General features: G+C 40.7%; 27 protein-coding genes, 1 rRNA gene and 1 pseudogene. 4 read left to right on the forward strand and 25 right to left on the reverse strand.

The genetic code is table 11. The features are described from left to right. Positions 1 to 105: 105 nt before the first annotated feature. Positions 106 to 519, forward strand: a complete 414-nt coding sequence (locus tag F0527_RS13510; protein WP_150285261.1) for a VOC family protein — start codon at positions 106 to 108, stop codon at positions 517 to 519. A 47-nt stretch (positions 520 to 566) separates the two neighbouring features. On the opposite strand, the gene F0527_RS13515 is transcribed toward F0527_RS13510, so the two are convergent. The 11 genes from F0527_RS13515 to F0527_RS13560 all read right to left on the reverse strand — a co-directional run bounded on the left by F0527_RS13515 (position 567) and on the right by F0527_RS13560 (position 8,854). After that, entirely contained in the window at positions 567 to 2,219 is a 1,653-nt protein-coding gene (locus tag F0527_RS13515; RefSeq protein WP_150285262.1) for a MutS-related protein, read from the reverse strand. 140 nt (positions 2,220 to 2,359) lie between these two features. Continuing rightward, positions 2,360 to 2,557 (reverse strand): hypothetical protein, encoded by a 198-nt coding sequence (locus F0527_RS13520; protein ID WP_150285263.1) that lies wholly within the window; start codon positions 2,555 to 2,557, stop codon positions 2,360 to 2,362. Positions 2,558 to 2,578: 21 nt separating this feature from the next. Next, positions 2,579 to 2,980 carry a MafI2 family immunity protein gene (locus F0527_RS13525; RefSeq protein ID WP_150285264.1) on the reverse strand — a complete coding sequence of 134 codons (402 nt, stop codon included), beginning with the start codon at positions 2,978 to 2,980 and terminating at the stop codon, positions 2,579 to 2,581. Continuing rightward, entirely contained in the window at positions 2,977 to 3,288 is a 312-nt protein-coding gene (locus F0527_RS17275) for a hypothetical protein (protein WP_223823610.1), read from the reverse strand. Before F0527_RS17275 ends, F0527_RS13525 begins: the two co-directional genes overlap by 4 nt. Positions 3,289 to 3,477: 189 nt before the next feature. Continuing rightward, positions 3,478 to 3,846 (reverse strand): hypothetical protein, encoded by a 369-nt coding sequence (locus F0527_RS13535; RefSeq protein ID WP_150285265.1) that lies wholly within the window; start codon positions 3,844 to 3,846, stop codon positions 3,478 to 3,480. 27 nt (positions 3,847 to 3,873) lie between these two features. Further along, complete coding sequence (locus tag F0527_RS13540; RefSeq protein ID WP_150285266.1) at positions 3,874 to 4,215, reverse strand: hypothetical protein; 342 nt, start codon at positions 4,213 to 4,215, stop codon at positions 3,874 to 3,876. 150 nt (positions 4,216 to 4,365) lie between these two features. Then, entirely contained in the window at positions 4,366 to 4,485 is a 120-nt protein-coding gene (gene cydS, locus F0527_RS17480) for a cytochrome bd oxidase small subunit CydS family protein (protein ID WP_371859453.1), read from the reverse strand. A gap of 14 nt (positions 4,486 to 4,499) precedes the next feature. Then, positions 4,500 to 5,525 carry a cytochrome d ubiquinol oxidase subunit II gene (locus F0527_RS13545; protein WP_150285267.1) on the reverse strand — a complete coding sequence of 342 codons (1,026 nt, stop codon included), beginning with the start codon at positions 5,523 to 5,525 and terminating at the stop codon, positions 4,500 to 4,502. Continuing rightward, positions 5,522 to 6,868 carry a cytochrome ubiquinol oxidase subunit I gene (locus F0527_RS13550; RefSeq protein ID WP_066790052.1) on the reverse strand — a complete coding sequence of 449 codons (1,347 nt, stop codon included), beginning with the start codon at positions 6,866 to 6,868 and terminating at the stop codon, positions 5,522 to 5,524. Before F0527_RS13550 ends, F0527_RS13545 begins: the two co-directional genes overlap by 4 nt. 359 nt (positions 6,869 to 7,227) lie before the next feature. Beyond that, positions 7,228 to 8,145, reverse strand: a complete 918-nt coding sequence (locus F0527_RS13555; RefSeq protein ID WP_150285268.1) for a diacylglycerol kinase — start codon at positions 8,143 to 8,145, stop codon at positions 7,228 to 7,230. A 148-nt stretch (positions 8,146 to 8,293) separates the two neighbouring features. Then, positions 8,294 to 8,854, reverse strand: coding sequence for a thioredoxin family protein (locus F0527_RS13560; protein ID WP_150285269.1), 561 nt, complete (start codon positions 8,852 to 8,854; stop codon positions 8,294 to 8,296). Between the two features lie 145 nt (positions 8,855 to 8,999). Here F0527_RS13560 and F0527_RS13565 point away from each other — a divergent pair, with 145 nt between their 5' ends. Together F0527_RS13565 and F0527_RS13570 are read left to right on the forward strand one after the other, a co-directional pair. Next, positions 9,000 to 10,136 carry an MFS transporter gene (locus F0527_RS13565; RefSeq protein WP_223823611.1) on the forward strand — a complete coding sequence of 379 codons (1,137 nt, stop codon included), beginning with the start codon at positions 9,000 to 9,002 and terminating at the stop codon, positions 10,134 to 10,136. Positions 10,137 to 10,151: 15 nt separating this feature from the next. Further along, on the forward strand, positions 10,152 to 10,607 hold the full coding sequence (locus tag F0527_RS13570) for an ASCH domain-containing protein (RefSeq protein ID WP_150285270.1): 456 nt from the start codon (positions 10,152 to 10,154) through the stop codon (positions 10,605 to 10,607). Positions 10,608 to 10,653: 46 nt separating this feature from the next. Here F0527_RS13570 and gatB read toward each other — a convergent pair whose 3' ends face one another. The 11 genes and pseudogenes from gatB to F0527_RS13620 form a co-directional block, all read right to left on the reverse strand. Next, a complete protein-coding gene (gatB, locus tag F0527_RS13575; RefSeq protein ID WP_150285271.1) occupies positions 10,654 to 12,081 on the reverse strand; it encodes an Asp-tRNA(Asn)/Glu-tRNA(Gln) amidotransferase subunit GatB in 1,428 nt (475 codons plus the stop codon). A gap of 1 nt (position 12,082) precedes the next feature. Then, complete coding sequence (gene gatA, locus F0527_RS13580; protein WP_147197663.1) at positions 12,083 to 13,543, reverse strand: Asp-tRNA(Asn)/Glu-tRNA(Gln) amidotransferase subunit GatA; 1,461 nt, start codon at positions 13,541 to 13,543, stop codon at positions 12,083 to 12,085. A gap of 12 nt (positions 13,544 to 13,555) precedes the next feature. Continuing rightward, complete coding sequence (gatC, locus tag F0527_RS13585) at positions 13,556 to 13,849, reverse strand: Asp-tRNA(Asn)/Glu-tRNA(Gln) amidotransferase subunit GatC (RefSeq protein ID WP_066790065.1); 294 nt, start codon at positions 13,847 to 13,849, stop codon at positions 13,556 to 13,558. Positions 13,850 to 14,298: 449 nt separating this feature from the next. Then, positions 14,299 to 14,432: pseudogene (locus tag F0527_RS17450) on the reverse strand (transposase); the annotation flags it as partial. A 100-nt stretch (positions 14,433 to 14,532) separates the two neighbouring features. Then, positions 14,533 to 14,784: a hypothetical protein gene (locus tag F0527_RS17455; protein WP_150285272.1), complete on the reverse strand. Its 252-nt coding sequence runs from the start codon at positions 14,782 to 14,784 to the stop codon at positions 14,533 to 14,535. 290 nt (positions 14,785 to 15,074) lie between these two features. Continuing rightward, positions 15,075 to 16,220, reverse strand: coding sequence for a CamS family sex pheromone protein (locus F0527_RS13595; protein ID WP_150285273.1), 1,146 nt, complete (start codon positions 16,218 to 16,220; stop codon positions 15,075 to 15,077). 17 nt (positions 16,221 to 16,237) lie between these two features. Then, positions 16,238 to 18,244 (reverse strand): NAD-dependent DNA ligase LigA, encoded by a 2,007-nt coding sequence (gene ligA / locus F0527_RS13600; protein ID WP_150285274.1) that lies wholly within the window; start codon positions 18,242 to 18,244, stop codon positions 16,238 to 16,240. An 18-nt stretch (positions 18,245 to 18,262) separates the two neighbouring features. Beyond that, a complete protein-coding gene (gene pcrA / locus F0527_RS13605) occupies positions 18,263 to 20,500 on the reverse strand; it encodes a DNA helicase PcrA (protein ID WP_150285275.1) in 2,238 nt (745 codons plus the stop codon). A 31-nt stretch (positions 20,501 to 20,531) separates the two neighbouring features. Next, positions 20,532 to 21,224, reverse strand: coding sequence for a heptaprenylglyceryl phosphate synthase (gene pcrB / locus F0527_RS13610; protein ID WP_150285276.1), 693 nt, complete (start codon positions 21,222 to 21,224; stop codon positions 20,532 to 20,534). A 149-nt stretch (positions 21,225 to 21,373) separates the two neighbouring features. After that, entirely contained in the window at positions 21,374 to 21,691 is a 318-nt protein-coding gene (locus F0527_RS13615; RefSeq protein WP_147197654.1) for a YerC/YecD family TrpR-related protein, read from the reverse strand. Between the two features lie 158 nt (positions 21,692 to 21,849). Continuing rightward, a complete protein-coding gene (locus F0527_RS13620) occupies positions 21,850 to 23,580 on the reverse strand; it encodes an adenine deaminase C-terminal domain-containing protein (RefSeq protein ID WP_150285277.1) in 1,731 nt (576 codons plus the stop codon). A gap of 150 nt (positions 23,581 to 23,730) precedes the next feature. Between F0527_RS13620 and F0527_RS13625 the strand changes: the two genes are divergently transcribed. Beyond that, complete coding sequence (locus F0527_RS13625) at positions 23,731 to 24,441, forward strand: DUF2892 domain-containing protein (protein ID WP_150285278.1); 711 nt, start codon at positions 23,731 to 23,733, stop codon at positions 24,439 to 24,441. Positions 24,442 to 24,490: 49 nt separating this feature from the next. On the opposite strand, the gene purB is transcribed toward F0527_RS13625, so the two are convergent. The 3 genes from purB to rrf form a co-directional block, all read right to left on the reverse strand. Next, the gene (gene purB, locus F0527_RS13630) at positions 24,491 to 25,786 is read right to left on the reverse strand and encodes an adenylosuccinate lyase (protein WP_150285279.1); all 1,296 of its coding nucleotides are present in this window, start codon (positions 25,784 to 25,786) and stop codon (positions 24,491 to 24,493) included. Positions 25,787 to 26,034: 248 nt separating this feature from the next. Continuing rightward, entirely contained in the window at positions 26,035 to 26,226 is a 192-nt protein-coding gene (locus F0527_RS13635) for an NETI motif-containing protein (RefSeq protein ID WP_150285280.1), read from the reverse strand. A gap of 179 nt (positions 26,227 to 26,405) precedes the next feature. Next, positions 26,406 to 26,521, reverse strand: a 5S ribosomal RNA gene (gene rrf, locus F0527_RS13640). Positions 26,522 to 26,693: the final 172 nt, after the last annotated feature.

Consider the following 26,693-nt stretch of genomic DNA (forward strand, 5'->3'; position numbering starts at 1 on the left):
AGCTTAGAAAAAGAATCCCTACAAACTCCTGAAGATAAAAGGAATTAGCTGGGTATCGATAGAACAATATATAACATAAAATTGGCCGAAAAAGGAGAAAATCAGATGGCGGAAAAATTACAAAGAGTTGGTAATATTTATATACCAGTTTCAGATGTTGGACTCTCAAGTGAATGGTATGTAAATAAACTTGGTGCGATATTAAATTATAAAGACGAAGAAAAGGCGATTCTTGACTTAGCTAATCAAAGTGTTTTCCTCGTTCGATCTTCAGCAGACGAAAGCCTCAACTTTCATGATGCACATGGCAATGAATGCTTTTCTCTGACATTTGAAGTCAACGGGATGTATGCATTAGAAACCATTCATCGTGAATTTATTGAAAAAGAAGTACATGTAGGAGAGATTGAAAACAGAGGACATGCCGGAAGAAATTTTGTGTTTTATGATTTGGATGGCAATAAATTTGATATTTGGAGTGAACTAAGTCCGGTTTTCAAAGAAAAATATGATATATAACTCGAGTGGCAAAAGCCACTCGAATGTTACCTCTTTTTCTTGAATCGTTATCTCGTGGTTTCTGCGGGAAAACGCCATTCTCCCTTCTCATCAAACTCCTCTGCTAATGAGTTTGCCAAAGCTGTAACAGAAGAAGGATAATCCATAACCTCTAGCAGCTTAATCGCATTTTTCGTGGTGGATGGACCCTTATGAATTTGATAGTCGAAATAGACACCATCATCTTGGACTGTTTCTCGGAAATGATAGTTATCGAATCCAGCGATGGTTGTCAATTCGATATCATGTGATGCGATCATAATCATGCCTGGATGCTTTGTCAGCCAGTCCATCATAGAGGCAGATGCGGCAATTCGTTCCACTGTATTCGTCCCACGAAGAATTTCATCGATAAATACTAAGCAAGGAACACCTGATTCGATTTTTTTGATGATACGTTTTAACGATTTGATTTCCGCTTTGAAATAACTGTCTCCGTCAATGACATTATCCTGAATAGCCATGGAGGAAAGGACATAGCTAGGCTTCATGCTCCAAGATTTAGCATGGACTGTATGAATGGTTTGAGCCAATATAGAGTTGATTGCAACAGCCTTCATAAAGGTGGATTTCCCTGAAGCATTGGATCCTGTGATTAATGTCTGTTTATGCACCTCTGAAGAATTTTTCACAGGGCTTTTAATGAGCGGGTGATACAAATCAGTAAACGTGACTTCTTCTTTCTCAGTAAAATCAGGTGTGCAATAGCCCTCTGTAGAATGGCGATAGAATGCTACAGCAATACCTGCATCTATCTCCCCTATTGTTTTCCAGAGCATTTCGTATTCTTTCTTATATTTAGAAATCATGCGAATCATAAAATAATACGAAATATAATCCAGCAAAAAAATGATTCGTATGTATTCAAACAGACCATCTAGTTCGCCTTTACCCTTGCCGAGTGAAATGACCTTCTCGAAATGTAATAGATTGCGAATGGGCTTAATACATTTACGAATACCTGTAGCGTAGGGCTGAAACGCGACATCTTTCACCTTGGCAAGACGCTTGCCTGCACGGATAATTCCAGCAATATAAGATGTCTCGTATAAGCTACTGTCTAGATGTAGCTTTTTATTATAGTAAATTAGAATATTCAAGACCATGGATAGAACCAGAGCCCCGATACCCACCTTTATGTTAAAAAAAGCTGTAACAATGCTGGCTACTGGTAAAAATCCACAGAGGATATAAAACCAAATATGCGTAATGTTCCCGTAGTTCTTATAAAAGAAAGAGGATGAATTAGAGTAATTTTCTTTCCCTAGCTTTTTCAGAATATAAATCAGCTTGTTACGCAGCTCATGGTCTTGTCCCATTAACTCATATAAGGGCTCATTGGCATCTTGATTTTCAAGCTGGATGGTATGCAATTGATTATATAAATATTCAGAGCCAATCGAGGTCTGTGTATAATTAAGTTTTTGAAAAACCTCATTCATGGAAAGATCATTCCAGGTAATCGAGTCGATATGATAAACGTTTGACTGCTTGGGGGTTGACTCCCAGTATGACACCACAGACTCCAAAGGCTCTGTTGGCGGTAAAAATCGTTTCTCTTCCCATTCCACTTCCACTCTCTTTTTCGTTTCCACCGATCTGGTGTATTTAAAGTAAGGCAGCAATAGAATACATACGGCTATTCCAAGGATATAGAACATGCTTGTCCCTCATTTTCAGATAATTAGTTATTAACCTTATGTTAGGTTATTTTCCTTTTTATTTCAATTAATCCCCTGAAAGGGAGAGCCTCTATAAAAAAAGACCTTAATCTTTAAAGATTAGGTCTAGCAGATATAAGTTACTCCTCTTTATCTTGATTCATTGCTCTAATTAGCTCATCGAGTTTTTCATTTCTCTCTTTGTCCAATTTTATTTTGGCATTCATAAACTTAATGACTTTCACTACAATATAAACTCCGACTATAATTAGCACTAAATATATAATTAGAGGTCCTAAAAGAAGCCAATCCACCCACCTTGAAGATGAAACTTCCATCATAATCCCTCCTTCTTAATTTTATTCACTAAGTCCTTCAAATCTCTTAAAAGCCCATTCCTTTATAGGCGCATATTCCATTTCCGAAGGATAAGGCAGCTCTATATATTGCTCATTCACATGTTCTATATAGTCAACAAAGTCTGAAAACACTTCCGTACATGCAGTGCTCAATATATCCTTCTCATCCTCAGTATAGGGGCCGTCAAAATATACTTTCCAAGAGAGTATTCCTTTATCATACCTACAAATAATACCTCGTACATTATGTGGAATAGCCTCGCATAATACTCTATGTGTCGATAAAATCAAATTATTTTCATTTGGTGAATAATCCATTATTTGATTTTTACTTTCCGCATCATAATCATCATTGTTCAATAAAGTTCTTCTAAATAAATTGAGTAGTTTACTCTTTTTCAAATACTTTCTTCTCTCTTTTCTAATAGCTTTATCTGAATTAGATAGATGGTACTCGATTCACTTTTATATTGTCCCACATTAAATTCATTCAGGTTTATTACCTCTTTTAAATATGTTGGAATCGTGCAGTTTCTGTTTACGTTTTCTATTTTAAAGGGGAAATTGTTTTCATTAGGGTTTGAGGTATGTAGGTAAATAGCATCTAAGCTTGCATCTTCTTCCACTATTTCAATCCATAGTTGATAAGGCATTTCAAGTTCTTGAAGTGTTTCTTGAAAGTCCTTATATAGCGCTATATTTGCTTTCATATGTTCTTTTCTTATCTTATCTTCAAACTATTATTTCCATACCCATAAAAGTTGAGGTGCGTATGCCATAAGTCGAACCAACTATCCTTCTCAATCTTCAAATCATAATTATTAACTTTTGTCTCTCTCCATAAATTACGAAAGTAACGTCTCTTCACTCGGAATTTTTTCAAATGAAATTTCCTCCTGCTATGTAAAGTCTTCTTTTATCATTACAGAAAAGTATGGTTTAATGGCAATGTCAATAATCATACAGAAGCGATCGCTATCCTCATGTAAAAATAATCTAAAGGCTGCTTCATGTTTTGTATCCTTCAGAATCTCAATTTTACTTACCGTTTTGTAAGAAGACTCAAATATTGTGGTGCCTATTGATACATTCTTAACTTTTATAGAAAACTCATCAACACTTGGAAAAAGAGTTACCTTATACTGCAATTCATGAATAGTAAACTCGTAAATGGTTTCTCTATAATGATAAGGTAGATGATTGTTAGTTGTTTTTGCATCAACACAAAATAAAGAAATGAAATCTAATTCATCCGGATATGTTTCCATCATTTCTCCCCTCAAAGTAGTGAGATCTTAAAAATCTCCTATATCTTTTTTTAACTCTTTGATTCTTTTTCTTACTTTTTCTCTTGTTTGAAAATCCTGTTGCTTCAATAAAGAGCTGTCTGGTAAAGTCGACACTTCCCCATTAAAATCTATTTCTTTATCTAACTTTTCAAGGTTAATAGTATCTATACTTTGATCATTAATATTTCCATAAGCAGCTATAACCCTAATATCTTTATCGTCATCCAGAATAAAACTTAACTTAGAATTGTACGTTCCCAAACTAATTTTATCTTCTAGATAATCATTTACTATACTTAACACATCATCGGCGCTAAGCTTAAAGTATGCTTGTGATTTTTTCTTCATATTCACCTTACCTCATCCTTATACCTAAGCTAACTTTATTTAAAAGTATCTTTTTGTCTACTTTACCATAAACCTCTTATTGATTTATCGAACATCCAAATAAATAAAAAAACCCAAGGGTCATATAAACCCTTGGATAATGTATAGCTATTAAGACTGGCTCTCCTCTTCCTCCCTGACAGCTCCATCCTTAGAAGCAACGAAAAAGCCGATTAGTATGGACAGGATGACGACGATAAATGGTGCATAAAATATTAGAAAATGTTCCATCGGGCTTTCCTCCTCTACGCATGATGGTTTCCTTTGCCGCGAACATAGTCCTTATCAAATAAAAATAATTTGAGGACAAGATAGAGTGAAGGGACAAGCAGCAATAGCCCCAGTACAAAGGCGATGACTAAGGAAATAGCCATGGCTTCGTTTGTGAATGAGTCATAGATTGTTAAATGCGGATACAGTAAATATGGATAATGTGATATGCCATAGCCAAAGAATGCTAAAGCGAATTGACCGACCAATAGCCATAGCGCTAATCCATAGTTGCGCTTCATCCAGATACATCCGACAGTCACGATAAACATAAGAGCCGATATAGCAAATAAATACCACATATCTACCATCCGAGCATAATGAGCTTCATTGTGCTTGCGTAGCTCTACCATGATACCAACTACAGTGATGGCTAGTGGAATGGACCAGATGAGCGCGTATTTCCGCAATAGCCTTGTCGCACCTGCATCTCCTGCCGCATTCGCATACCATGTAAGGAAAACGGCCGATATATAGAGGACGGCGGCAATGGCGAGCAATACGATGCTCCATGTTAATGGACTGGTGAATAATGCTTGGTAATCGAACACAGGGTTATTGCCATGCATTCGGATAAAACCGCCCTCTGAAATGGTCAGGACCACCGAGAGAGATGCAGGAAGCAATAGCCCTGATGCACCGTACATAAAGGAATAGCCAAGATGTCCTCTAGAACCATAGGATTCAAATGCATAATAGCTCCCTCGAATTGCCAACAGTGCGAGCGCGATACTCGCAGGCACAAGCAGTGTCGTGCCGTAGTAAAAGGCCGTTTTTGGGAAAAATCCTACGATGCCGACGAAGAAAAAGACTAAAAACACATTAGTGATCTCCCACACAGGCGACAGATAGCGCTGAATAATATTGGTCAGAATATGCTTTTTCCCTGTAATGACGCTATAGGCATTAAAAAAGCCTGCTCCAAAATCAATAGAGCCAATCATCACATAGCCAAACAAAAACAACCATAGGACAGAGATGCCAAGGATTTCTAAACTCATGATAAATCACCGCCTTTTTCCGCTTTCCGATCGGCAATCTCCCGCTCAATCGGATTCCGTTTGAACATTCGGCGAAGAACAACTACGCTGCCGACGCCAAGAATGAGATAGATAATGCAGAACAGCAATAGCATGAGATCCACATGATTGCTTGATGTCGCAGCCTCTGCAACTTTCATATAGTTCACTAAAATCCATGGTTGGCGGCCTACCTCTGCCATCCACCAACCTGCTTCGATTGCAATGACTGCCAGTGGTCCTCCTAATACCATAATCCATCTAAACCACTTCGAATGAATCCAACGCCAGCTCCTCAGCTTACCAATGATATAAATCGCTGAAACAGCCACCATGAAGAAGCCAATTGACACCATCAAGTCAAAAAGGAAGTGTATATACAGTGGCGGAATTTCATCTTCAGGGAATTGATCAAGCCCTGTTACCTCAGCATTCGGGTTGTAATGCGCCAGGATACTTAAACCATAAGGAATCCGAATAGCATACTTTACATCCTCCCCGTCGCGCAGACCAAACACCAAGAGTGATGCGCCTTTTTCTGTTTTGAAATGCCACTCTGCCGCAGCAAGTTTTTCCGGTTGATATTCAACAAGATACTTCGCGGAGAAGTCACCGAGCATGGCCGTTGCAATAGAGAAAACGAGACCAAGCTTCATAAATAGATATAAGGACTTTTTATAATAGATATGATTAGACCCTTTTAACAAACGGAAAGCAGCAATGGAAGCTAGGATAAAGGCAGAAGTCATATAAGCTGTCACCAGTACATGCCCTACCTTTGTCGGCATGGCTGGGTTAAACATAGCAACAAGCGGCTGGATATTCACAAGCTCTCCATCTACCAGTTCAAATCCTTGAGGGGCATTCATAAATGCGTTAACAATGGTGATAAATACGGCTGAGGCACTAGCGCCTAATGCAACCGGCACTAGCAGTAAAAAATGTTTCTTTTGGTTTTCAAAGCGATCCCATGTGTATAAATAAATGCCCAGGAAAATCGCTTCAAAGAAAAATGCAAATGTCTCCATAAAGAGCGGCAAAGCAATGACATTCCCTGCAAGCTGCATAAAGTTCGGCCATAACAGCGACAGCTGAAGTCCAATGGCGGTTCCTGTCACGACACCGACTGCTACTGTTATGACGAAGCCGCGCGCTACCCTTCTCGCAAGCAATATGTAGTGCTCATCATTTTTCTGAATGCCAATCCATTGAGCAATCATGATAAGAAGCGGCACGCCAACGCCAATCGTGGCATAAATAATATGAAAAGTTAAAGTAAATTCTGTCAGCAACCTGCTGTAAAAGACGGCATGTTCATTTACCATCTATTTCCCTCCCTAATGACCAAAAATTCTGCCCAGAATCGAGAGCAGCATAATGCCCGCCACGATGAAACTTGCAATGATTAACTTTCGCTCCTGCTGTTTATACATGCTCTTTCCTCCCTTCTAGGACGTATACCCTCTTACCAATAATTTTTTCACTATTCTAACTAAATACTTTTTAAATCTCCCCAATTAGGTATGATACTCGCATTATGCGTCTTTTATTCATGTTTCAAACGAGAATTTAAAGTGAGGTGAACTTTTGAAACTGGAGAATGTATGAAATAGCTTTTCATTACTCAACTAAGATGAAAAACATTAAAAAAGACTAGAAAGCATCTTTGCTCTCTAGTCCTTTATTAATCTTGTGGTCGGTCGATTTCTTTCATTTTTTCGATTGGGACTAATAATTCTATGTGGCGTTTTAAGTTGGTGAACTCAGCCGGCACGTCCCCGCCATACTCTCCGTCCAAGTTTAGCTGCACTTTTTCGTCTGAAGTGATTTTCAAGTGGCTTGCCTTTGTGTAGATAATATGAGGATCTCGCAAATGTTCGCCTCTACTTGCAAGTGTAACCAGCTTGACGAAATCAGCTATATTGCACTTTTTAAGAATGAACACAGAGAACAGCCCATCATTCAGGCTTGCATCAGGCGCGAGTTTTTCAAAGCCGCCGACGGAATTAGTCAAGGCAATTAACACCATCATTACTTCGTCATCAAATACTTCTCCATCATATTCAATCCGCATTTTTGTAGCTTTGATGGATGGCAGCATCTCGATGCCTTTTAGATAGTAAGCTAGCTGTCCTAAAACTGTCTTTAATTTACTTGGTACTTCATATGTCAGCTCAGTAATTCTGCCAAGGCCTGCAATATTGATAAAGTGACGATCATTGGCACATCCAACATCTACTGGGATGCTGTTGCCTTCAATAATAATATCAAGTGCTTTATCAATGTCGCGCGGGATTTGGACTGCTCGCGCAAAGTCATTAGTCGTGCCCATTGGGATTAGCCCAATTAATGGTTTGTTTTCAAAACCACTTACACCTGCAACCACTTCATTTAACGTGCCATCGCCTCCCACAGCGATGATGACATCAAAGCCTCTTTCTACTGCAGCTTTGGCCGCGTTCGTAGCGTCACCCTCACATGTAGTCGCGTGACAAGATGTCTCATAGCCTGCCACTTCCAGTCTAGCTAATACGTCAGGCAAGTGCTTTTTAAAAGCTTCACGGCCTGATGTGGGGTTATAAATGATACGTGCTCGCTTCATCATTCTACCTTCCTACTTTACAAAATTTCTCTATAAAGAGAACGAATCCTTCATGCTTAAGTTCCAGCAAAGGGGCCATGAAGCCCCCATTTACTGGATAGCCAACCTCTATTTTATAACGAATAGGCACCTTCTGCAAATAGCCCCATTACGATAGGGCTAAGATGAGCGCGCGGCTTAGGCTTTCATAAACATAACTCCAGAACTTCTCATTTGTAGCATATTCCCTTGTAATATGTGCAAATAGCTCTTCTTGTTTTTCCTCAAAAGCAGGATCCTCAGCATCTGGCAATTCACTTTTACCTTTGGTCATATACTCCTGAATCTGTGGCGCACGCGGTCCCCATTTACCAATAACATCTCCTTGTTCGTTTAGGAAAATATAGATAGGAATCGCGCGTCCGCCATTCGTTAGATACTGGTCAATCAACTCTTCATTTTCATCACGGAGTACTGTGCGCACTTCGATGTCGCCCTCTTCAGCAATGCGTCTTAATATGGCGTTGTTCATCATCGCATCTCCGCACCAGTCTTCTGTAATCGCTAAAATATGGGGTTTCTTTTCTTTGAGCAGTGAGATAAATGGACCGTCCTCAGGCAGCTCGAATTCATTGTACACATGCATGCTCGCTTCCTGATGGGTATCCATTTGATCCATATAGTCTTTGATCGGTGTTCCTTCTGCAAAATACTGTTCTTCTGTTTTCATGAAAATCCCCTCCTTCTCTTTAGTGTAATCACTTTACTTCTTTTTCGCAAAAAGACACTCTCCATTCATTGAAATTCCTGCTATAATGGGATTTCTACCTTGCTGTAGTATGTTACAGGAGGTTAGTATAGAAGGAGGTTATTTTTTGAGTGTTCAACGTCTTTTAAAGGCGCATAATTTTTTGTTTTTCGGTATGCTTGCATTGTTTATTCCATTTTTGCCTGTCTTCTTAGATGGACAAGGGCTTGAAACAAATGAAGTTGGATTGATTATCGGTGCGGGCGGTTTTGTGACAATTATTGCACAGCCACTATGGGGCATGATTAGCGACCGCAGGAAAACGCTACGCAAAGTGTTGCTACTTCTAATCTTTATGGCAGCGATTAGCGGATTTCTATTATTTCATATGAATAGCTTTGTAGGTTTGATCATAGCGGCAATGGTTGTTTATTTCTTCTTAATGCCAATCGATCCCTTAACTGAAAGTTTGTCATTCACCATGACTGAAACCATCGGCACCAACTATGGTTCTGTACGTACATATGGGGCTCTCGGCTATGCGGTCCTATCACTGGTTGTCGGCTATGTGATGAAATGGTTCGGCATGAGCAGCGTGTCTATTCTTTTCGTTGTGATTGGGATTATTAGCTTTGCTGTAATGTGGAAAATGCCTGATGTCCCGACAAGCTCTGCTCCTGTAACAATTGATGGGCTGAAAAAAGTATTGAAAAATAGAGAAATGCAGCTGTTTTTACTGTTAGTCTTCCTCAGCTCTATTCCGGCCCGGATGAATGATACGTTTTTAGGCATACATATTCGCTCACTTGGAGGCGACCCCTCACTTGTCGGCATTGCGTTTTTCATCTCTGCTGCAAGTGAAATCGTGATCTTTGCCCTCAGTGTTTGGTGGCTGCGACAAGGAAAAGAACTGCTAATCATGACGATCGCTATATTCTTTTATGCGCTTCGCTTTTTCTTATCAGGTATTGTGGAGAGCGCATTATTGCTAGCGATCATTCAGCTCTTCCAAGCGCTTACATTCCCAATCTACTATACGGCTGCCATCCAGAATTTATACAGAATCGTTCCACGGGAATGGCGTGCCACAGGCCAAACTGTATTAGCGCTATTGTTCTTTGGCCTTTCCGGCATCGTATCATCCTCTGTTGGCGGTTTTATTTACCATGAATGGGGTGGGCATCTCTTTTATTATCTCCTTGGTTCCATTTCGTTTCTTGCAGGATTATTTGGCGTTTACTTGTTAATAAGAAAAAGAAAGTAAAGGTTGGGGTTAAATATGAATGAAGCATCGCAACTATATTGGAATACGTATTGGGATAAGCAAAAGAAAGAAAAGCCATCGAAGGTCAGTGCCTGGCAATTCGGCGGTGATCCAGATTATTTGGCGCAATTGGTCATCAATGGGGTGAAGACAGCTACTTGTTCTGGTCATATTTTGTATGAAATAGAACAGGAGCCACTTCCTGCTGTTAATGACTACAGCATTATTTTAAATAGCAAAGACGAACCCTTGGCTATTATCAAAACAGTAGATGTCAAGATTATGCCGATGAATGAGGTGCCAGAAGAATTTGCTATTGCTGAAGGTGAAGGCGACCGGACATATCGCTATTGGAAAGAGGTTCATGTAGAATTCTTTACAGAAGCGTTAAGTAAAGTTGGCTTAGAGTTTTCAGAAGATATGCTGCTCGTATGTGAACGTTTTGAATTAGTGGATGAAAAAAATAAATAAAAAAACGCTTGGAGATCATTTCATCTCCAAGCGTTTTTTATTAGAATTAGCGTTTTTGAATTTCTTCAAGTAGCATTTTATTCACCATTTGAGGGTTAGCTTGTCCACGTGAAGCTTTCATGATTTGACCTACTAAGAAGCCAATTGCACGGTCTTTACCGTTTTTGAAGTCTTCAATAGATTGTGCGTTTTGATCAAGCACCTCAGTGACCATTTTAAGCAATGCACCTTCGTCTGAAATTTGGACAAGTCCTTTTTCTTTGACGATTTTCTCTGCTTCGCCACCGTTTTCAACCAGCTCTTTGAATACTTTTTTCGCGATTTTTGAAGAGATCGTGCCAGCTGTGATCAGTTTGATCATGCCACCAAGTCCTTCTGGTGTAAGAGCTGTATCAGAAAGCTCTTTTTGCTCTGCATTTAAGTATGCTGATACTTCACCCATTAACCAGTTAGATGAAAGTTTTGCATCCGCGCCTGTTGCAACAGTTGCTTCAAAGAAATCAGCAGTTTCTTTTGATAGCGTCAATACATGCGCATCATACGCAGGCACGCCGTATTCAGAAACATAGCGCTCTTTACGTGCATCCGGCAATTCAGGGATAGCAGCTTTTTCACGTTCTAGCCATTCATCATCAATGACAATATCCACTAAATCAGGTTCAGGGAAGTAACGGTAATCATCTGTTCCTTCTTTGACACGCATAAGGATTGTTTTGCCTGTTTTCTCATCGAATCGGCGAGTCTCTTGTTTGATTTCACCGCCTGCGTTTAATACAGCTGCTTGGCGTTGTTCCTCATACTCAAGGCCTTTTTTCACAAAGCTGAATGAGTTTAAGTTTTTCAATTCTGTTTTAACGCCAAACTCATCTTGGCCATATGGACGGATAGAGATGTTGGCGTCACAGCGCAATGAGCCTTCTTCCATACGCACGTCTGAAACGCCTGTATATTGGATGATTGCTTTTAATTTTTCTAGATATGCATAAGCTTCTTCCGGTGTGCGGATATCTGGTTCAGATACAATTTCAACCAATGGTGTTCCTTGGCGGTTGTAGTCTACAAGTGAAGCATTTTTGCCATGCGTTAATTTACCAGCATCTTCTTCCATGTGAAGACGTGTGATACCGATACGTTTTTTCTCGCCGCCTACTTCGATTTCAATCCAGCCATTTTCGCCGATTGGCACATCAAATTGTGAAATTTGGTACGCTTTCGGATTATCCGGATAGAAATAGTTTTTGCGGTCGAATTTAGTGTGTTGGTTGATATCCATGTTTAACGCCAATGATGCGCGCATAGCATAGTTAACTACTTCTTTGTTCACAACTGGAAGCACGCCAGGATACCCAAGGTCGATCACAGATGTATTGGTATTTGGTTCTGAACCAAATTGGTTTGGTGATGGTGAGAAGATTTTTGAATTCGTCTTTAACTCCACATGCACTTCTAAACCAATGACTGTTTCGTAATTCATGTTATTTTACCTCCCAAGTTTGAGGTGTTTTTTCGTGGTAATCTGTTGCTTTTTCAAAAGCATCAGCCACGCGGTATACAGTACCTTCTTCAAAGTATTTACCGATGATTTGAAGACCAAGAGGAAGACCATTATCAAAACCACATGGAATTGAGATGGCTGGTACGCCAGCTAAGTTGATTGGCACTGTCAAAATGTCATTTGCATAGACAGTCATTGGATCATCCAAGTTTTCTCCTAGTTTGAATGCTGCAGTTGGAGAAGTTGGACCAACGATCACATCGTACTCTTCAAATACTTTATCGAAGTCTTGTTTGATTAATGTGCGGACTTGTTGCGCTTTTTTGTAATACGCATCATATGTACCCGCTGAAAGTGAGTATGTGCCTAGCATGATACGGCGTTTAACTTCATCGCCAAAGCCTTCTGCACGAGTTTTTGTATACAAATCATCCAAGTTGTCTGCTTCTGCTCTAAAGCCGTAACGAATACCGTCAAAGCGAGAAAGGTTAGATGATGCTTCAGATGAAGACAGAATATAGTAAGCTGCTAGAGCATATTTTGAGTGAGGAAGGGATACTTCATCAACAGTTGCACCTAGTTCTTTTAATTTTTCAATTGCTTCTAGTACAGATTTGCGTGCTGCTTCGCCTACCCCTTCGCCGAGGTATTCTTTTGGCACTGCGATTTTAAGACCTTTGATATCGCCAGTTAATTGATCTACATAGTGAGGCACTTCTACATTAGCAGATGTAGAGTCATGCGCATCCACTCCTGCAATAGCTTCTAGTAGTAGCGCATTGTCGCGTACATTACGTGTAATTGGTCCAATCTGGTCAAGAGATGAAGCGAATGCTACAAGACCAAAACGAGAAACACGGCCGTATGTTGGTTTCATACCAACCACACCGCAATAAGCCGCTGGTTGGCGGATAGAGCCGCCTGTATCAGAGCCCAATGAGAATGGTACTTCGCCTGCTGCTACAGCTGCTGCTGAACCACCTGAAGAACCACCTGGTACATGTTCAAAATTCCATGGATTATGGACAGGTTTGATCGATGAGTTTTCGTTGGCAGAACCCATTGCAAATTCGTCCATGTTGATTTTGCCGACGTTCACCATGCCTGCTTCTTTCAATTTATTGACAACGGTTGCATTGTAGATTGGATTAAAGCCTTCTAGAATTTTAGAAGCGCATGTTGTTTCCAAACCTTCTGTTACAATATTGTCTTTCACGCCGATTGGCATACCAAATAGCGGTCCGCGTTCTTCAAATGGAACTTTATCCATTTCTTCCGCTTCTTTTAGTGCTTGTTCTTTATTTAATGCTAAAAATGCGCCTACTTCACCGTCTAATGCATCAATGCGGTCATAAGCTTCTTTTGTTAAGTCAGCAATGGTGATTTCTTTGCTATGTAATAGCTCTTGCAATTCTTTCGCTGATTTTTTGAATAGAGACACGGGATTCCCTCCTTAATCTTTAATAATTGGTGGTACCTTAACTAGTCCATCTTGTTGTTCTTTCACGTTTTTCATCATCACATCGCGGTCTAAACCTTTAACTGCTACGTCCTCACGGAATACGTTAACAAGCGGCAATACATGCGTTGTTGGTTGAACATTTGTTGTATCGAGTTCATTTAGTTGCACAGCAAAATCAGTAATCGCGCCCAATTGCTCCGCGAACTTTTCTGCCTCTTCTTCTGTAATCGCAAGTCTCGCAAGTTTCGCGACATGCTTTACTTCTTCCTTTGAAAGTTTCGCCATTTTTTACACCTCCGAATTCAATAACCATACCGATAATAATATCATTATACCAAAGGAATGTGCAACACACTTCCCTTCGCTAAAGCACTGTCTGAACGCTTGCTGGCAAAGGTTTTTCAGTTTGTTGTATCGCAAACAGAATGTAAAAGCTTCCTGCCAGATTTTTTAAGCGCATGAAGAATGTAACTTACCCATCAAGCAAGTATACAAAAAGGGTTGGAAGTCGACATGATTTCCAACCCTTTTGGGTTTTCAGCTTCTAAATCCGTATAGGCGAAACCGAACGTTGATTTCCGTTCCTGGCGGACGCTTTCCGGGGGCTTGCCCTCAGCCTCCTCGTCGCGTTGCTCCTGCGGGGTCTTCGCGCTGCGCTGATTCCCCAGGAGTCGCCACCACGCACTCCAATCAACTAGGTGTCCCAAAGGATACTCGATTTGGACAGGTGGGCTCCATGTCCACCTGGCAAGTTTCTTTACATTTTGGGCAGCAAAAGACAGCAACGTCTGCATGGACAATTTTTAAGACCTTTCAGGGTTGTCCATCGCATTCCGTGCCTCTCTTTCACATCCGCAAAGCTACATTCAACAACGTCCAGGTAATCCCGTCAAATATGCCGCTGGATCATCTTTTGCTTGTTTTTACTTTGCGTACATTGATCAATTATCGAGCATGCAGCCCTTTTATCAGTGGCAGTGTAGAAGAAATTGGCAAACTGTTTTGTCGCTCGTCCTATAAATAATAGCCCTCTCCGGATCTGTTTCTTTGAGCACACGATAGAAAATCTTTTCTACAGAGTATAGGTTCTCAACTAACGGATAAATGAAGGAAAAATCAAGCACCTCATCTAGCATACGAACCAAGTGATCTTGCGAATTCAATTGCTCAATGGTCAAAATCGCCATCTGTTTACGTTCGTTGACTAGTTTTTTTGTCATTATATTCATTACCTCATCGAGTAGTAGATAGACACTTATTGATTGGAGAGGAGAGCGGCGACTCCTAGGGATCAGCACGAGCTGAAGACCCTGGACGGAGCAAAGCGAAGGAAGCGGCTGAAGCCGTGCCCCCCGGAAAGCGTCCGCTCGCAGCGGAAATCAACAGTTTTCCTGTTGATTCCGTTTTAAAAGAAAAAAGACTGCACGCAAACTCCAAATCCTCTGAGTTTGTCTACAGTCTGAAGAGCTTAAAGGGTAAACCCTTTAAGCTCTTCTTTCTAATGCATCTATTAATCATTGTAAATATGAATATATGGTTCGTCCGCATTGGCTTCTTTCACGACAAGCGCTTCTGGACCATTGACGGATGTTACGTTCACTTCAATTTCTAGACCTTTAGGGAATTGGTCCATGACTTCTCCCGCCATATATTGAGTGAACCCAATGATTTCGGAAGTCCCGTAAAACTTAATAGGAATCTGGATTTCTAGCTTTTTGATTTTGTTATTTTGATAGAAACCAGTGCCTACGATATTAGTGTAGTTTGAGAAATACTTATCAATATCCTGCTTAAAGTAATTGAAGTTTTCATTGATATCCCGATACTTGTTTGTTGAATCACTTGTTGGGAATAATACATATTTTTCATTTACTTTTTTCCAGCTTTTAATTGAGGCGCTTCCTTTATCTACATCTGTATAAGCAAAGTATGTGCCTGGCGTAATAGCTGATTTGCTTTGTTGTTTAAATAACCCGACTGTAATCGGCACTTCAGACAAGCCGTCGATTTGGCGCAGTCGTTTGACTACTTGTGATGCCATCCTTTTGCCCTGAGATTGAATCATGGACATATCAATTTGCTCATCATATGTAGCGCCATATTCTTCTTTTTGATAATAATAGGTTGAATTGAGCGCAAGGCCGATGGAAATGCCTGCAAGCTTCACTTTGTTTTTCCCCGTTTTTTGTAGATAGTTCTGCTCTACAATATGGGCCAAATAGATTGGCGCTTTTTTGGCACGCTCATCCGGCGTCATATTTTTTGTTTCTTTCGGGTTTAACCCCTCAGGATCTTGGTTGCCCCGTGCCAGCCACGAAGTAACCGTATCCTTATCTAGGTATTGTCCTTCTTGGAAGAAGTACTTGTCCGGATCAAATGCCTGTTGTGATAAACGTAAAAGCCCGCTTTCTGCTTCCTTCACGTCGTACTTTGTATTGATATTGGAAACAATCAAACCTCTACTTGCGCTTTCTTTATACGGTAAAAGTGTACGGTAGTATTGGTCATCGATTTGCATACTTGGAATGATAGTCGTTTCTTCTTTATCCTTTGTGGTGGTTTGAACAACGGATGAATCTTTCGATAAAGAAGGCAAACTACAGCCCGCAAGCATTGCTGTAACAAGCATTGCGGGTATAAAGCGAAGTCGGTTCATTGCCTGTGAAAACTCCTTTACTCTCTTAATTCTTCAAGCAGGCGGTCCTCATCCCACACTTCAATGCCCAAATCTTCGGCTTTTGCGAGTTTAGAGCCTGCCTCTGTTCCGGCAATGACCAGGTCCGTCTTTTTGCTGACGCTGCCTGTGACTTTGCCGCCTAACTCTTCTATTTTCACTTTTGCATCGTCTCTTGTCAATTGTTCTAATTTACCGGTCAGGACAATTGTTTTTCCTGAAAATGGACTGTCGATTTCCGCTGCGTTCACCTTCTTGCCAAGGTAATTCATGTTGACGCCAGCTTCTTTTAAACGCGATATCAAGGCCAACACGTCTTCATTATCGAAATACGTCACGACTGAATCCGCCATTTTGTCGCCAATTTCAAAGACGTTCACTAATTCTGTTTCTGTCGCACCGATTAGGCGATCCATCGTTTCAAATTCTTCAGCCAGCAGCCTTGCTGCTTTGGCACCGACATGTCGGATGCCTAAGCCGAACAATAAGCGCTCTAATGAATTCCCCTTAGAGGCTGCAATCGCGTTCACTAGATTGGTTGCAGATTTCTCACCCATGCGCTCGAGCTGTACCAATTCATCAACAGTGAGGCGGTACAAATCAGATACATCTTTAACCAGCCCAGACCTTAACAATTGTTCTACAACTTTCTCACCCAAACCATCGATATTCATGGCATTGCGTGAGACGAAGTGTGCCATTCCTTCTGATATTTGGGCAAAGCATTGCGGATTGACGCAGCGCAAGGCTACTTCCCCTTCAATGCGAACAAGTTCACTGTCGCATACCGGACAATGTGTCGGCATAACGAAAGGTTCGCTATCCTCTTTTCGTTGATCAAACAGTACAGATACCACTTCAGGAATAATGTCACCCGCTTTTCGGATGATGACCTGATCGCCGATGCGCACATCTTTTTCACGAATGATATCTTCATTATGAAGCGTTGCACGCCCAACAGTTGTTCCTGCTACTTGGACTGGCTGCAAGATCGCAGTCGGTGTCACAACCCCTGTCCGGCCCACAGTTAAGTCAATGTCTAAAACAGTTGTTACAACTTCCTCAGCTGGAAATTTATACGCGATAGACCAGCGAGGAACTTTGACGGTATTCCCTAGTTCTTCTTGCTGGTTATAGCTGTCTACTTTGATGACAATGCCATCAATCTCATACGGCAGTGTTGGGCGTTGCTCTGTCCATTCCTCGATATACGCCATTACTTCTTTCATATTAGTGAACTTTCTTCTCTCATGGTTTGTTTGAAAGCCCAAATGGTCCATATAATCAAGTGCTTCACTATGGCTTTCAAGGCCATATGCTTCGCCGTTGCCACCCATCGCATAAATGAATGTCGATAAATTTCTGCTCGCTGCTACCTTTGGATCAAGCTGACGAAGCGAACCAGCTGCAGCATTTCGCGGATTAGCAAAGAGCTCATCGCCTTTTTTTGCCCTCATCTTATTCAAATTAGTAAATGAACGCTTTGGCATATAGCATTCGCCGCGTGCTTCAATACTGACAGGTTCTTTTAAACGCAGCGGAATGGAATGAACAGTTTTCAGGTTTTCTGTGATGTCCTCGCCAACTGTCCCATTCCCACGCGTGGCACCTTGTACAAAAAGCCCGTCTTCATAACGGAGTGAAATCGCTAGACCGTCAATTTTCAGCTCACATACATATGTGACCTGATCTCCAACCACCTGGCGTACACGGCGGTCAAAATCGTTTAGATCTTCTTCATTAAACGCATTTCCTAAACTCAACATCGGATATTGATGCGTCACTTTGTTAAACCCTGTCAGTATTTCTCCGCCCACTCGTCTTGTTGGTGAATCCGGAAAAATAAGGTCAGGATTTTCTTCTTCGATAGCAATCAATTCATGCAGCAATTGATCGTAGATAGCATCAGGTACGATGGGCTGATCCAATACATAGTAAGCGTGCCCGTATTCATGAAGAAGTTTGTTTAACTCCGCCACTCTGTTTTCCAATTGAACTCGGTCCATTCTGTTTCCTCCACATTTTTAAACTTTTTCGATTGGCGCAAATTTTGCAAGTAACCGTTTAATGCCGGTTGGACTAGCAAAAGCAATATCCAATTCAGTATTTTCGCCTTCTCCGCGTACTGCTACTACCGTGCCTACGCCCCATTTCTTATGAGAGGCTTTGTCGCCAGCCTTCCAGCCAATTTGATCGCCACCTGTTTGTTTATAGGTAGGTGTAATCACAGTTTGACGTGGCTGTGCATAGCCTGATGGACGGCGTCTTGGCGCATTAAAGCTAGTATGCCCATTTGTTTGATCGCGCAAAGCTATTTCTTCCAGTATTTCAGAGCCAATTTCCTGCAAGAAGCGTGAAGGCGTATTGAAGCTGCTGCGGCCAAAGATTGTCCGGCATTGAGCACATGTTAAATAAAGGCGCTGTTCAGCCCTTGTTATTCCCACATAAGCGAGCCTTCTTTCTTCCTCCATCTCATCATCATCCTGCAATGAACGTGAATGCGGGAAGATATTTTCTTCCATACCGATAATGAACACGACAGGGAACTCTAGCCCTTTCGCCGAATGCATCGTCATCAAAACAATAGAGCCTTTCGTTTCATCTTCTTTATCCAATGTGTCGATGTCAGCGATTAATGCTAGGTCTGTTAAGAAGGCAACCAACGATTTGTCCTCACTTTGATCCTCAAATGCTTTAGTAACAGATATAAACTCATCAATGTTTTCTAAACGGCTTTCCGCTTCGATAGTTTTTTCATTCTTCAACATATCGCGGTAGCCGGATTTAGTTAAGATTTCTTCCACTAATTCTGTGACCGGCAAAAACTCCTGCATTTTTGTCAGGTTCAATATCATCTCACGGAATTCGATTGCTGCCTTAGTTGCACGTGCAGATAAACCCATAAAATCAGCTTCAGCCAATGCATCGAATATGGAGCGATCTTGATCAATAGCAAATTGAGCCATGCGTTCAAATGACGTAGCGCCAATGCTCCGTTTTGGCTCATTGATTATACGTGCGAGCGATAAATCATCATCATTATTGGCGATGAGACGCAAATAGGCAAGCAAGTCTTTAATTTCTTTTCGATCATAGAACTTTGTACCGCCGACAATGGTATAGTTCATGTTTGATTTGACAAGCATTTCTTCCATTACCCGCGATTGGGCATTTGTACGGTAAAGAATAGCAAAATCATCTGCAGAACGATTCTCTGTCTCCATCAATTCTTGAATAGTCTTAACGACGAACTGTGCTTCCTGCTTTTCGTCATAGGAGCGGTACAGATAGATTTTTTCTCCATCTTCGTTTTCCGTACGGAGCTTCTTCGGATAACGGCTCGTATTATTTTCTATGACGTCATTAGCCGCCTGTAAGATGCGCGATGTAGAACGATAATTTTGCTCAAGCATAATAACCTTGGCATTCGGATAATCCTTCTCAAATGATAAGATGTTCTGAATATCAGCACCGCGCCAGCGATAAATTGATTGATCTGAGTCACCTACAACACAAAGATTTTTAAATCTCTTTGCAAGCATTTTGACTAACAGGTACTGAGATTTATTGGTATCTTGGTACTCGTCCACGTGAATGTATTGGAAACGGTTTTGATAATATTCCAAGACTTCAGGTACTTCTTCAAAAAGACGGATTGTAAGCATAATCAAATCATCGAAGTCGCATGATTGATTCTTTCTCAAGCGTTTTTGATAGTTCTCATATACTTGCGCGACAGTCCGTTCATATGGGTTAGATTCATTGATTTGAGCTTTGTACGAGGCAGCATCAATGCACTCGTTCTTGGCAGAGCTAATCGCATTCAGCATGGAACGCGGATCAAATCGTTTTGGATCGATGTTTAGCTCTTTTAGAGCATTTTTAATTACGGTCAGTTGGTCAGAGGTATCAAGGATGGTAAAGCTCTTGCTATAGCCAATGCGGTCGATATCTCGTCTTAATATGCGCACGCACATTGAGTGGAACGTAGATACCCACATCCGTTCGCTTGTTCCTTGGCCAAGCAAGTTGTTGATCCGCTCCTTCATTTCGCGACCCGCTTTATTAGTGAAGGTGATCGCTAATATTTTGGAAGGATAGACTTGCTTTTCGATGACCAAATAAGCAATTCGATGCGTTAATACTCTCGTTTTTCCTGAACCTGCTCCCGCCATGATGAGGAGAGGGCCTTCTGTTGTTTTAACTGCTTCTTCTTGTTCTTTATTCATGCCACTCAGCAAATTTCTTGTCAGCTGTTCCATATGCACTCTCCTTTACAAACATTTGTTCTTATTATACATTTTTTACTGTCTCTTTAACAGCCTTTACTGTCTTCAGTGCTGTTTTCAAATTATCATACACTACATTGCCTACGACAACTGTATCAGCGTAAGATGCCATTTCTGCCGCTTGTTCCTCTGAAGCAATACCGCCGCCATAAAAGAGCTTAGTTGTTGAAAGTTCTTCCCCAATGGATTTTACAAGTTCAGGGTCACCGTATGTGCCGCTGTATTCCATATAAAAGACCGGCAAACGGAAAAAGTTCTCTGCCATTCTTGCATAAGCCATGACATCATCTGGATCACAGTCCGTTTTAGCTTTGGATAATTTTGCAGCTTTGCAATCAGCGTTTAAGATACAATAGCCTTCTGCTACAAGCTCCTCCCACATCATCACATCGCCAAATGCCTTAATTGCTTCGTGATGAAGATCCTTCACCCATAATGTATCACTGCTATTTAACACCGTTGGAATGAAGTAATAGTCATATCCCGGCGAAATACTATCTATATTTGAAACCTCTAATGCTACAGGCACAGTAAAGCGCCGAATTCTCGCTAGCAGATCGAGCACTCCATCTATCGTTATATCGTCTGAACCTCCTACTATAATCGCATCGGTACCAGATTCGCAAATTGCTTCTAATGCGTCATCTGAAATCTCCTTTGCTGGGTCCAGCTTAAATACATGCCGCCAATCCATCATTTTTTCAAAAGCCCCCTATTCACTTTCTATCATACCTAGTATACACAAACTATTTCACATGCTAAATCTACAAATGCATTCTTTTGTTGATCAACATCTTTATAAAAAGAAAAAACTGAACACTTGGTCCAGTCTTTTCTTTGTGGTCCCTATTTAGGCGCTTGATAAGGCGATTCGTCTGGGTAAAGACGCCCTAGCATTTCATCGTACGTGTCATTGCCATAATCGAAACAGCGGCGTACTCTTGAAATGGTAGCAGTAGAGGCGCCTGTTTCTTTTTTGATTGTTTCGTATGTCTTTTTCAACCGTAAAAGGTGAGCGACCTCAAAACGCTGTGCCAATGATTGAATCTCGCTGATTGTACATAAATCATCGAAAAACTCATAGCATTCTTCTATATTTTTCAATGATAAAACGGCTTTAAATAATTGTTCTGTTTGATGGCCTTTAATTTTATCAATTTGCATAACCGTTTTCCCCCTCCCTTGCTTGTGTACTAGCCTTTGTGACTAGGCTTTAGAAGGCATACACCCTAAAGGGCAAAGTACAGCAAGAAGACAACTTTCTTCTACTCTATTTTACCACCATTATAGGATATATATCAATTTCACGCTTTAGTGCACTACTACCTCATAAGGGATGGGAATAGTACCTTTTTCTTCATGACTTCATAAATTCCCTGCTGTGTAATCCGAACATATGGCAAGTGTGTAGATTGCAAGAATAGTAGTGTATAAATCGCATCTCCATGCGCATAGCCTCGTTCAGCCAATGCATTAGTCAAAGCGTTTTGCTGCTGTATTAAATGCTCAACCGGTTCTACAGATAATCCACCGCAAAGCGGCAATGGAATGGTTTCTATAACCTCTCCACTTTCTACTAGGACGATGCCACCGTTCATTTCTTTCATCACATTAAACGCATGTAGCATTTCTTTTATATCTTTCCCAATTAAAATAATGTCACCAGTAGAAGAATAAGAAGATGCGAAGCCTTGGAGCTTATTCGCAAACCCTTTGATGAGTGTATTCACGCGCCATTGCCCTTTTCGGTCTACGAGCATTAAGAAACATTCATCATGTTCTTCGCTTAAATGTCCATGATTTGGGTGAACAGATACTTTATATGGTTTGGTAATTACATCATTCAGCATCTCAATCCCAAACGGCATGGAGAACTGGCAATCTTCCTCTGTTAAATCAAATGACAGATTTAATGGCGGCAATGCTGAAAAGTCGACACCTTCTAATGTTCTTACTTTTTGCCCATAGCGTTTTAACCATACGCCTTTTGATAACACGCTTTCTGGAACAGGATGGTATTCATCCTCTAATATATTAAGTGTAGCGAAACGGCCCGTTGCAATGAATCCATGCACATCAGACATATTATAATATCTAGCAATGTTATAAGAGGCCATTTGATACGCATCAATTGGATCTACTCCTGCATCGAGCGCTACTTGAATGCATTGATCCATGATGCCCTTTTTATAGAATGATGGTGTCGCTCCATCAGTTGTCATCATCAAATGATCAAAGAGGTTCAAATCCTTTTCTAAAATACCTTTCAATAAGTCAGGTAAATCCGGGCGTATAGATGAATGGCGTAAAGTGACACCATAGCCGTGAAGAACCCTGTTTTCCACTTCTTCTACTGTCATGGCCTCATGATCGCCGTCCGCACCAAATAATTTTAATCTTGCAAGGGTCCGAGAAGAGGATCCTGGTAAATGTGCTTCTATTTTTTTGCCGTACATATGAGCTTCTTGCAATGAATACAGCATTTGGTCATCGCCTGCTACTAGCTTGGGCCATCCAGTTAGCTCGCCGCCCATAAGGACATCGCTTCTTTCTAACCAATCATGGATAGCTATTGGCGTAAAGAGCTTGTGTTCATCATGTAATTCGGTTTGCGAATCAAAGCGAGCCCACCAATAAAATGAAAATGGCAATTTTTTTAATTGGTCTAACATTGAAAACGCTTTCTCATTTGTGGTATGCAAAAAGAATGTTAAGTTATCCGAAATTAACGTAGTTGTCCCTAATTGTGCCGCATAATCCGCTAAAGTTTGGGGATTATAAAGTTGAAATGGATGTACATGCGGTTCAATATAGCCGGGTACAATCGTCTTGCCACTTGCATCTACAATTTCTGTTCCTTCTATATTTACAGGCATTTTAGGGCCGGCATATACAATTCGGTCGCCTAAAATCCATATATTCCCCTCCACCCATTTTTTGTACATGCTATGTAGATAACGTGCATTTGTAATAACAATCGTGGGTGCTGTTTTACCATCAATTACTGCCACTTGCTTTCTAAGTTCAGTAATTTTCCAATTCGGCTCAAGCATTACATCCATCTCCTTTCTAAGTTTGTGCTTATGTTATGGTTGGGATACGCCCAAAAGTAATTTGAATATTTTGGATGGTAAAATAATCGTATCATAGCGCTTCTGGAAAGCAAAGAAATAAAATTTGAATGATAACTGGAGGTTAAATTGATGACGACAACAGGTGGAAATATCAGTGTAAAAAGTGCTTATATGCGTTTTGCATGCGGTGCTACTATGACTGCATTAGGTGTCGGTAGACTAGCCCATAAACCTGATTGTATGCGCGCGAAGGCTATGATTATGATTGGTGCGATGAAGATGGGTGAAGGGGTCGCGAAATTCTGTCCAACTAAATCCTTCTTAAGCAACTATCTGTCCACCATGGTTAGTGAATTGCAATCAGGCAATTCCGGAAGCTCAGGAAACTCTGGAGGCTTCGGCACATCAGGAAGCACAAGTAACTCTGGATACTCAGGCAATTCAGGAGGCTCAAGCAATTCTGGATCAGGATCATCTCTTGCCAGTATAGCTTCAGCTGCTATGGGCCTAGGTGGCAAATCCAAGTCAAACAGCAATAACGGAGGTTCAGGTGGGTCAAGCGGTTCTAGCTCAAATGCCAATGCTTCATCCAACTCTTCCGTCATTCCTGATATTGAGCAACTAATGCAAGATTTCTCTTCATTATCCGGTACAGGCAAGCAAGGAAACAGCCAACAATCGAATAATAGTGGACAATCAAGCAATAACCAACAATCGAACAATTCTCAACAACAATCAAACATGAGCCAGTCATCGAACTCATCGAATCAATCATCAAAAAACCAACAAAATAAAAATAGCCAGTCCTCTAATTCAAATCAATCTTCACAAAAACAGTAAGACAGAAACAGTATGATGCAAAAAAACTGCCCAAAGTTGGGCAGTTTTTTTAGTTTAAGCCAAGACGTTCAAAAATTAAGTCTACATTTTTTAAGTGATATTGGTAATTAAAGCAATCAGCAATCTCTTCTTCAGAAAGATGTGAACTAATGACTGGATTCCCTTCCACAAGCTCGCGGAACTGAATTTGTTCGTCCCATGCTTTAGCTGTTAAAGGTTGTACAGTATCATACGCCTCTTCACGAGATAGTCCTTTGTCGATCAATGCAAGAAGCACGCGTTGTGAGTAGATTAGCCCAAATGTGCTATCCATATTGCGTTTCATATTGTCTTCTAAAACCGTTAAGTTTTTCACGATGTTGCCGAAGCGGTTCAACATATAATTTAAACCAATAGTTGTATCAGGCAAAATGATGCGTTCAGCAGACGAATGAGAAATATCACGTTCATGCCAAAGTGATACATTTTCATAAGCAGTCACCATATGGCCACGAATTACTCTCGCTAGGCCGACCATATTTTCTGATCCAATTGGATTTCTCTTATGTGGCATAGCAGAAGAACCTTTTTGCCCCTTCGCAAAGAATTCTTCTACTTCTCGTATTTCAGATTTTTGCAAGCCACGAATCTCTGTAGCAAATTTATCAATAGAAGTAGCAATCAATGCCAATGTTGCAATATAATCAGCATGGCGATCTCGTTGTAATGTTTGAGTGGAAATAGGTGCTGCTTGAAGACCTAATTTACTGCAAACATACTCTTCCACGAATGGATCGATATTTGCGTAAGTTCCTACTGCTCCAGAAATTTTCCCTGTTTCAATCGTTTTAGCGGCTGCTTCAAAGCGTTCCATATTGCGTTTCATCTCTTCATACCACAAAGCAAGCTTTAGACCAAATGTTGTGGGTTCTGCATGTACGCCATGTGTACGGCCCATCATGACCGTATATTTATGTTCTTTTGCTTTTACTGCCAAAATATCAATGAAACGTTTAATATCTTCACGTAATATTGCATTTGCTTGTTTTAATTGGTAAGACAGTGCAGTATCTACGACGTCTGTTGAAGTAAGGCCATAATGCACCCATTTGCGTTCATCGCCAAGTGTTTCAGATACAGCTCGAGTAAAAGCCACAACATCATGACGAGTTTCTTTTTCAATTTCTAAAATCCGATTGATATCAAATGAAGCATGCTCGCGAATCTTTGCTACATCTTCCTTTGGAATATCACCAAGCTCTGCCCATGCTTCTGCAGCTAATATCTCAACTTCCAACCAATTATTGTACTTATTTTCATCTGTCCAAATGGCGCCCATTTCCGGACGAGTATAACGTTCGATCATCGTTTTCCCGCTGTCAAAATCCGTAAAAGCCACAGCTTATTCACTCTAGGCTTTTTAGATGTCACATATTTGACTCTACGGTTCCCTCCTCATTATCATTGATTTTTACGCTGTAACCGACGCAATTTTTACTTTCCTAACGAAGACTTTTTCAATTTCATTTTATCAATGCAAAAGTAGTAAGTCAACGCAATATCCGAACGTTAATTCAACTAAAATAAAATAAAGTTCGATTTTGAACAGTCAGTCTATTCTTGTTCAAAGGGCATACCTTTAAATTTTATGATTTGGCGAATCGGTACAGGTTCTCCATTGATAATTTGAAAAAGAGGCTCCTCTTTTCTGCCGACCGGCATATAGCCATCCTTTTTCATTCTCTCCAAGCACTCTTCTATTGTTTCCGATTCTTCAACTTCATACCAAATTTGTTTTTTTGCCACATTGCCACTTCCTTATAAGATTCGCAACGCTTTATACGCCGCCTATGCATTTTGTTTTTTGTAAAAGGCCATTTGCTCTCTTTTATAGTTTACCTAAGTTTGACGTCTGGTGCTAGAAACAATAGACTTCCGAGAAACAAAAAAAGACACTACTGATTGAATCAGCAGTGTCTTAATATGCCTAGCAACGTCCTACTCTCACAGGGGGAAGCCCCCAACTACCATCGGCGCTAAAGAGCTTAACTTCCGTGTTCGGCATGGGAACGGGTGTGACCTCTTTGCCATCATTACTAGACTTACGGCTTCCAATACACATCGCACTACTGCTCGTGTCTTGAAATCCTTCTTATTGAAAGAAAGTTGTTCTTTCAAAACTGGATAAACGTGAATTGAAGGTTCTTAAGAATTTGGTTAAGTCCTCGATCGATTAGTATTCGTCAGCTCCATGTGTCGCCACACTTCCACCT

Origin of the sequence: Rummeliibacillus sp. TYF-LIM-RU47 (assembly GCF_008638315.1) — a bacterium.
Taxonomy (GTDB): Bacteria; Bacillota; Bacilli; order Bacillales_A; family Planococcaceae; genus Rummeliibacillus; species Rummeliibacillus stabekisii.

Coding starts and splice junctions, on each gene's coding strand:
- F0527_RS13545 (WP_150285267.1), bottom strand. CDS start 5,525: ATGAGTTTAGAAATCCTTGGCATCTCTGTCCTATGGTTGTTTTTGTTT.
- F0527_RS13540 (WP_150285266.1), bottom strand. CDS start 4,215: ATGAAGAAAAAATCACAAGCATACTTTAAGCTTAGCGCCGATGATGTG.
- gatB (WP_150285271.1), bottom strand. CDS start 12,081: ATGAATTACGAAACAGTCATTGGTTTAGAAGTGCATGTGGAGTTAAAG.
- purB (WP_150285279.1), bottom strand. CDS start 25,786: ATGATCGAACGTTATACTCGTCCGGAAATGGGCGCCATTTGGACAGAT.
- cydS (WP_371859453.1), bottom strand. CDS start 4,485: ATGGAACATTTTCTAATATTTTATGCACCATTTATCGTCGTCATCCTG.
- F0527_RS13615 (WP_147197654.1), bottom strand. CDS start 21,691: ATGCAAATTGATAAAATTAAAGGCCATCAAACAGAACAATTATTTAAA.
- F0527_RS13520 (WP_150285263.1), bottom strand. CDS start 2,557: ATGGAAGTTTCATCTTCAAGGTGGGTGGATTGGCTTCTTTTAGGACCT.
- pcrA (WP_150285275.1), bottom strand. CDS start 20,500: ATGGAACAGCTGACAAGAAATTTGCTGAGTGGCATGAATAAAGAACAA.
- F0527_RS17455 (WP_150285272.1), bottom strand. CDS start 14,784: ATGACAAAAAAACTAGTCAACGAACGTAAACAGATGGCGATTTTGACC.
- F0527_RS13515 (WP_150285262.1), bottom strand. CDS start 2,219: ATGTTCTATATCCTTGGAATAGCCGTATGTATTCTATTGCTGCCTTAC.
- F0527_RS13595 (WP_150285273.1), bottom strand. CDS start 16,220: ATGAACCGACTTCGCTTTATACCCGCAATGCTTGTTACAGCAATGCTT.
- ligA (WP_150285274.1), bottom strand. CDS start 18,244: ATGGACCGAGTTCAATTGGAAAACAGAGTGGCGGAGTTAAACAAACTT.
- F0527_RS13620 (WP_150285277.1), bottom strand. CDS start 23,580: ATGCTTGAGCCGAATTGGAAAATTACTGAACTTAGAAAGCAAGTGGCA.
- F0527_RS13625 (WP_150285278.1), top strand. CDS start 23,731: ATGACGACAACAGGTGGAAATATCAGTGTAAAAAGTGCTTATATGCGT.
- F0527_RS17275 (WP_223823610.1), bottom strand. CDS start 3,288: ATGAAAGCAAATATAGCGCTATATAAGGACTTTCAAGAAACACTTCAA.
- pcrB (WP_150285276.1), bottom strand. CDS start 21,224: ATGATGGATTGGCGGCATGTATTTAAGCTGGACCCAGCAAAGGAGATT.
- F0527_RS13535 (WP_150285265.1), bottom strand. CDS start 3,846: ATGGAAACATATCCGGATGAATTAGATTTCATTTCTTTATTTTGTGTT.
- F0527_RS13570 (WP_150285270.1), top strand. CDS start 10,152: ATGAATGAAGCATCGCAACTATATTGGAATACGTATTGGGATAAGCAA.
- F0527_RS13560 (WP_150285269.1), bottom strand. CDS start 8,854: ATGAAAACAGAAGAACAGTATTTTGCAGAAGGAACACCGATCAAAGAC.
- gatC (WP_066790065.1), bottom strand. CDS start 13,849: ATGGCGAAACTTTCAAAGGAAGAAGTAAAGCATGTCGCGAAACTTGCG.
- F0527_RS13550 (WP_066790052.1), bottom strand. CDS start 6,868: ATGGTAAATGAACATGCCGTCTTTTACAGCAGGTTGCTGACAGAATTT.
- F0527_RS13510 (WP_150285261.1), top strand. CDS start 106: ATGGCGGAAAAATTACAAAGAGTTGGTAATATTTATATACCAGTTTCA.
- F0527_RS13555 (WP_150285268.1), bottom strand. CDS start 8,145: ATGAAGCGAGCACGTATCATTTATAACCCCACATCAGGCCGTGAAGCT.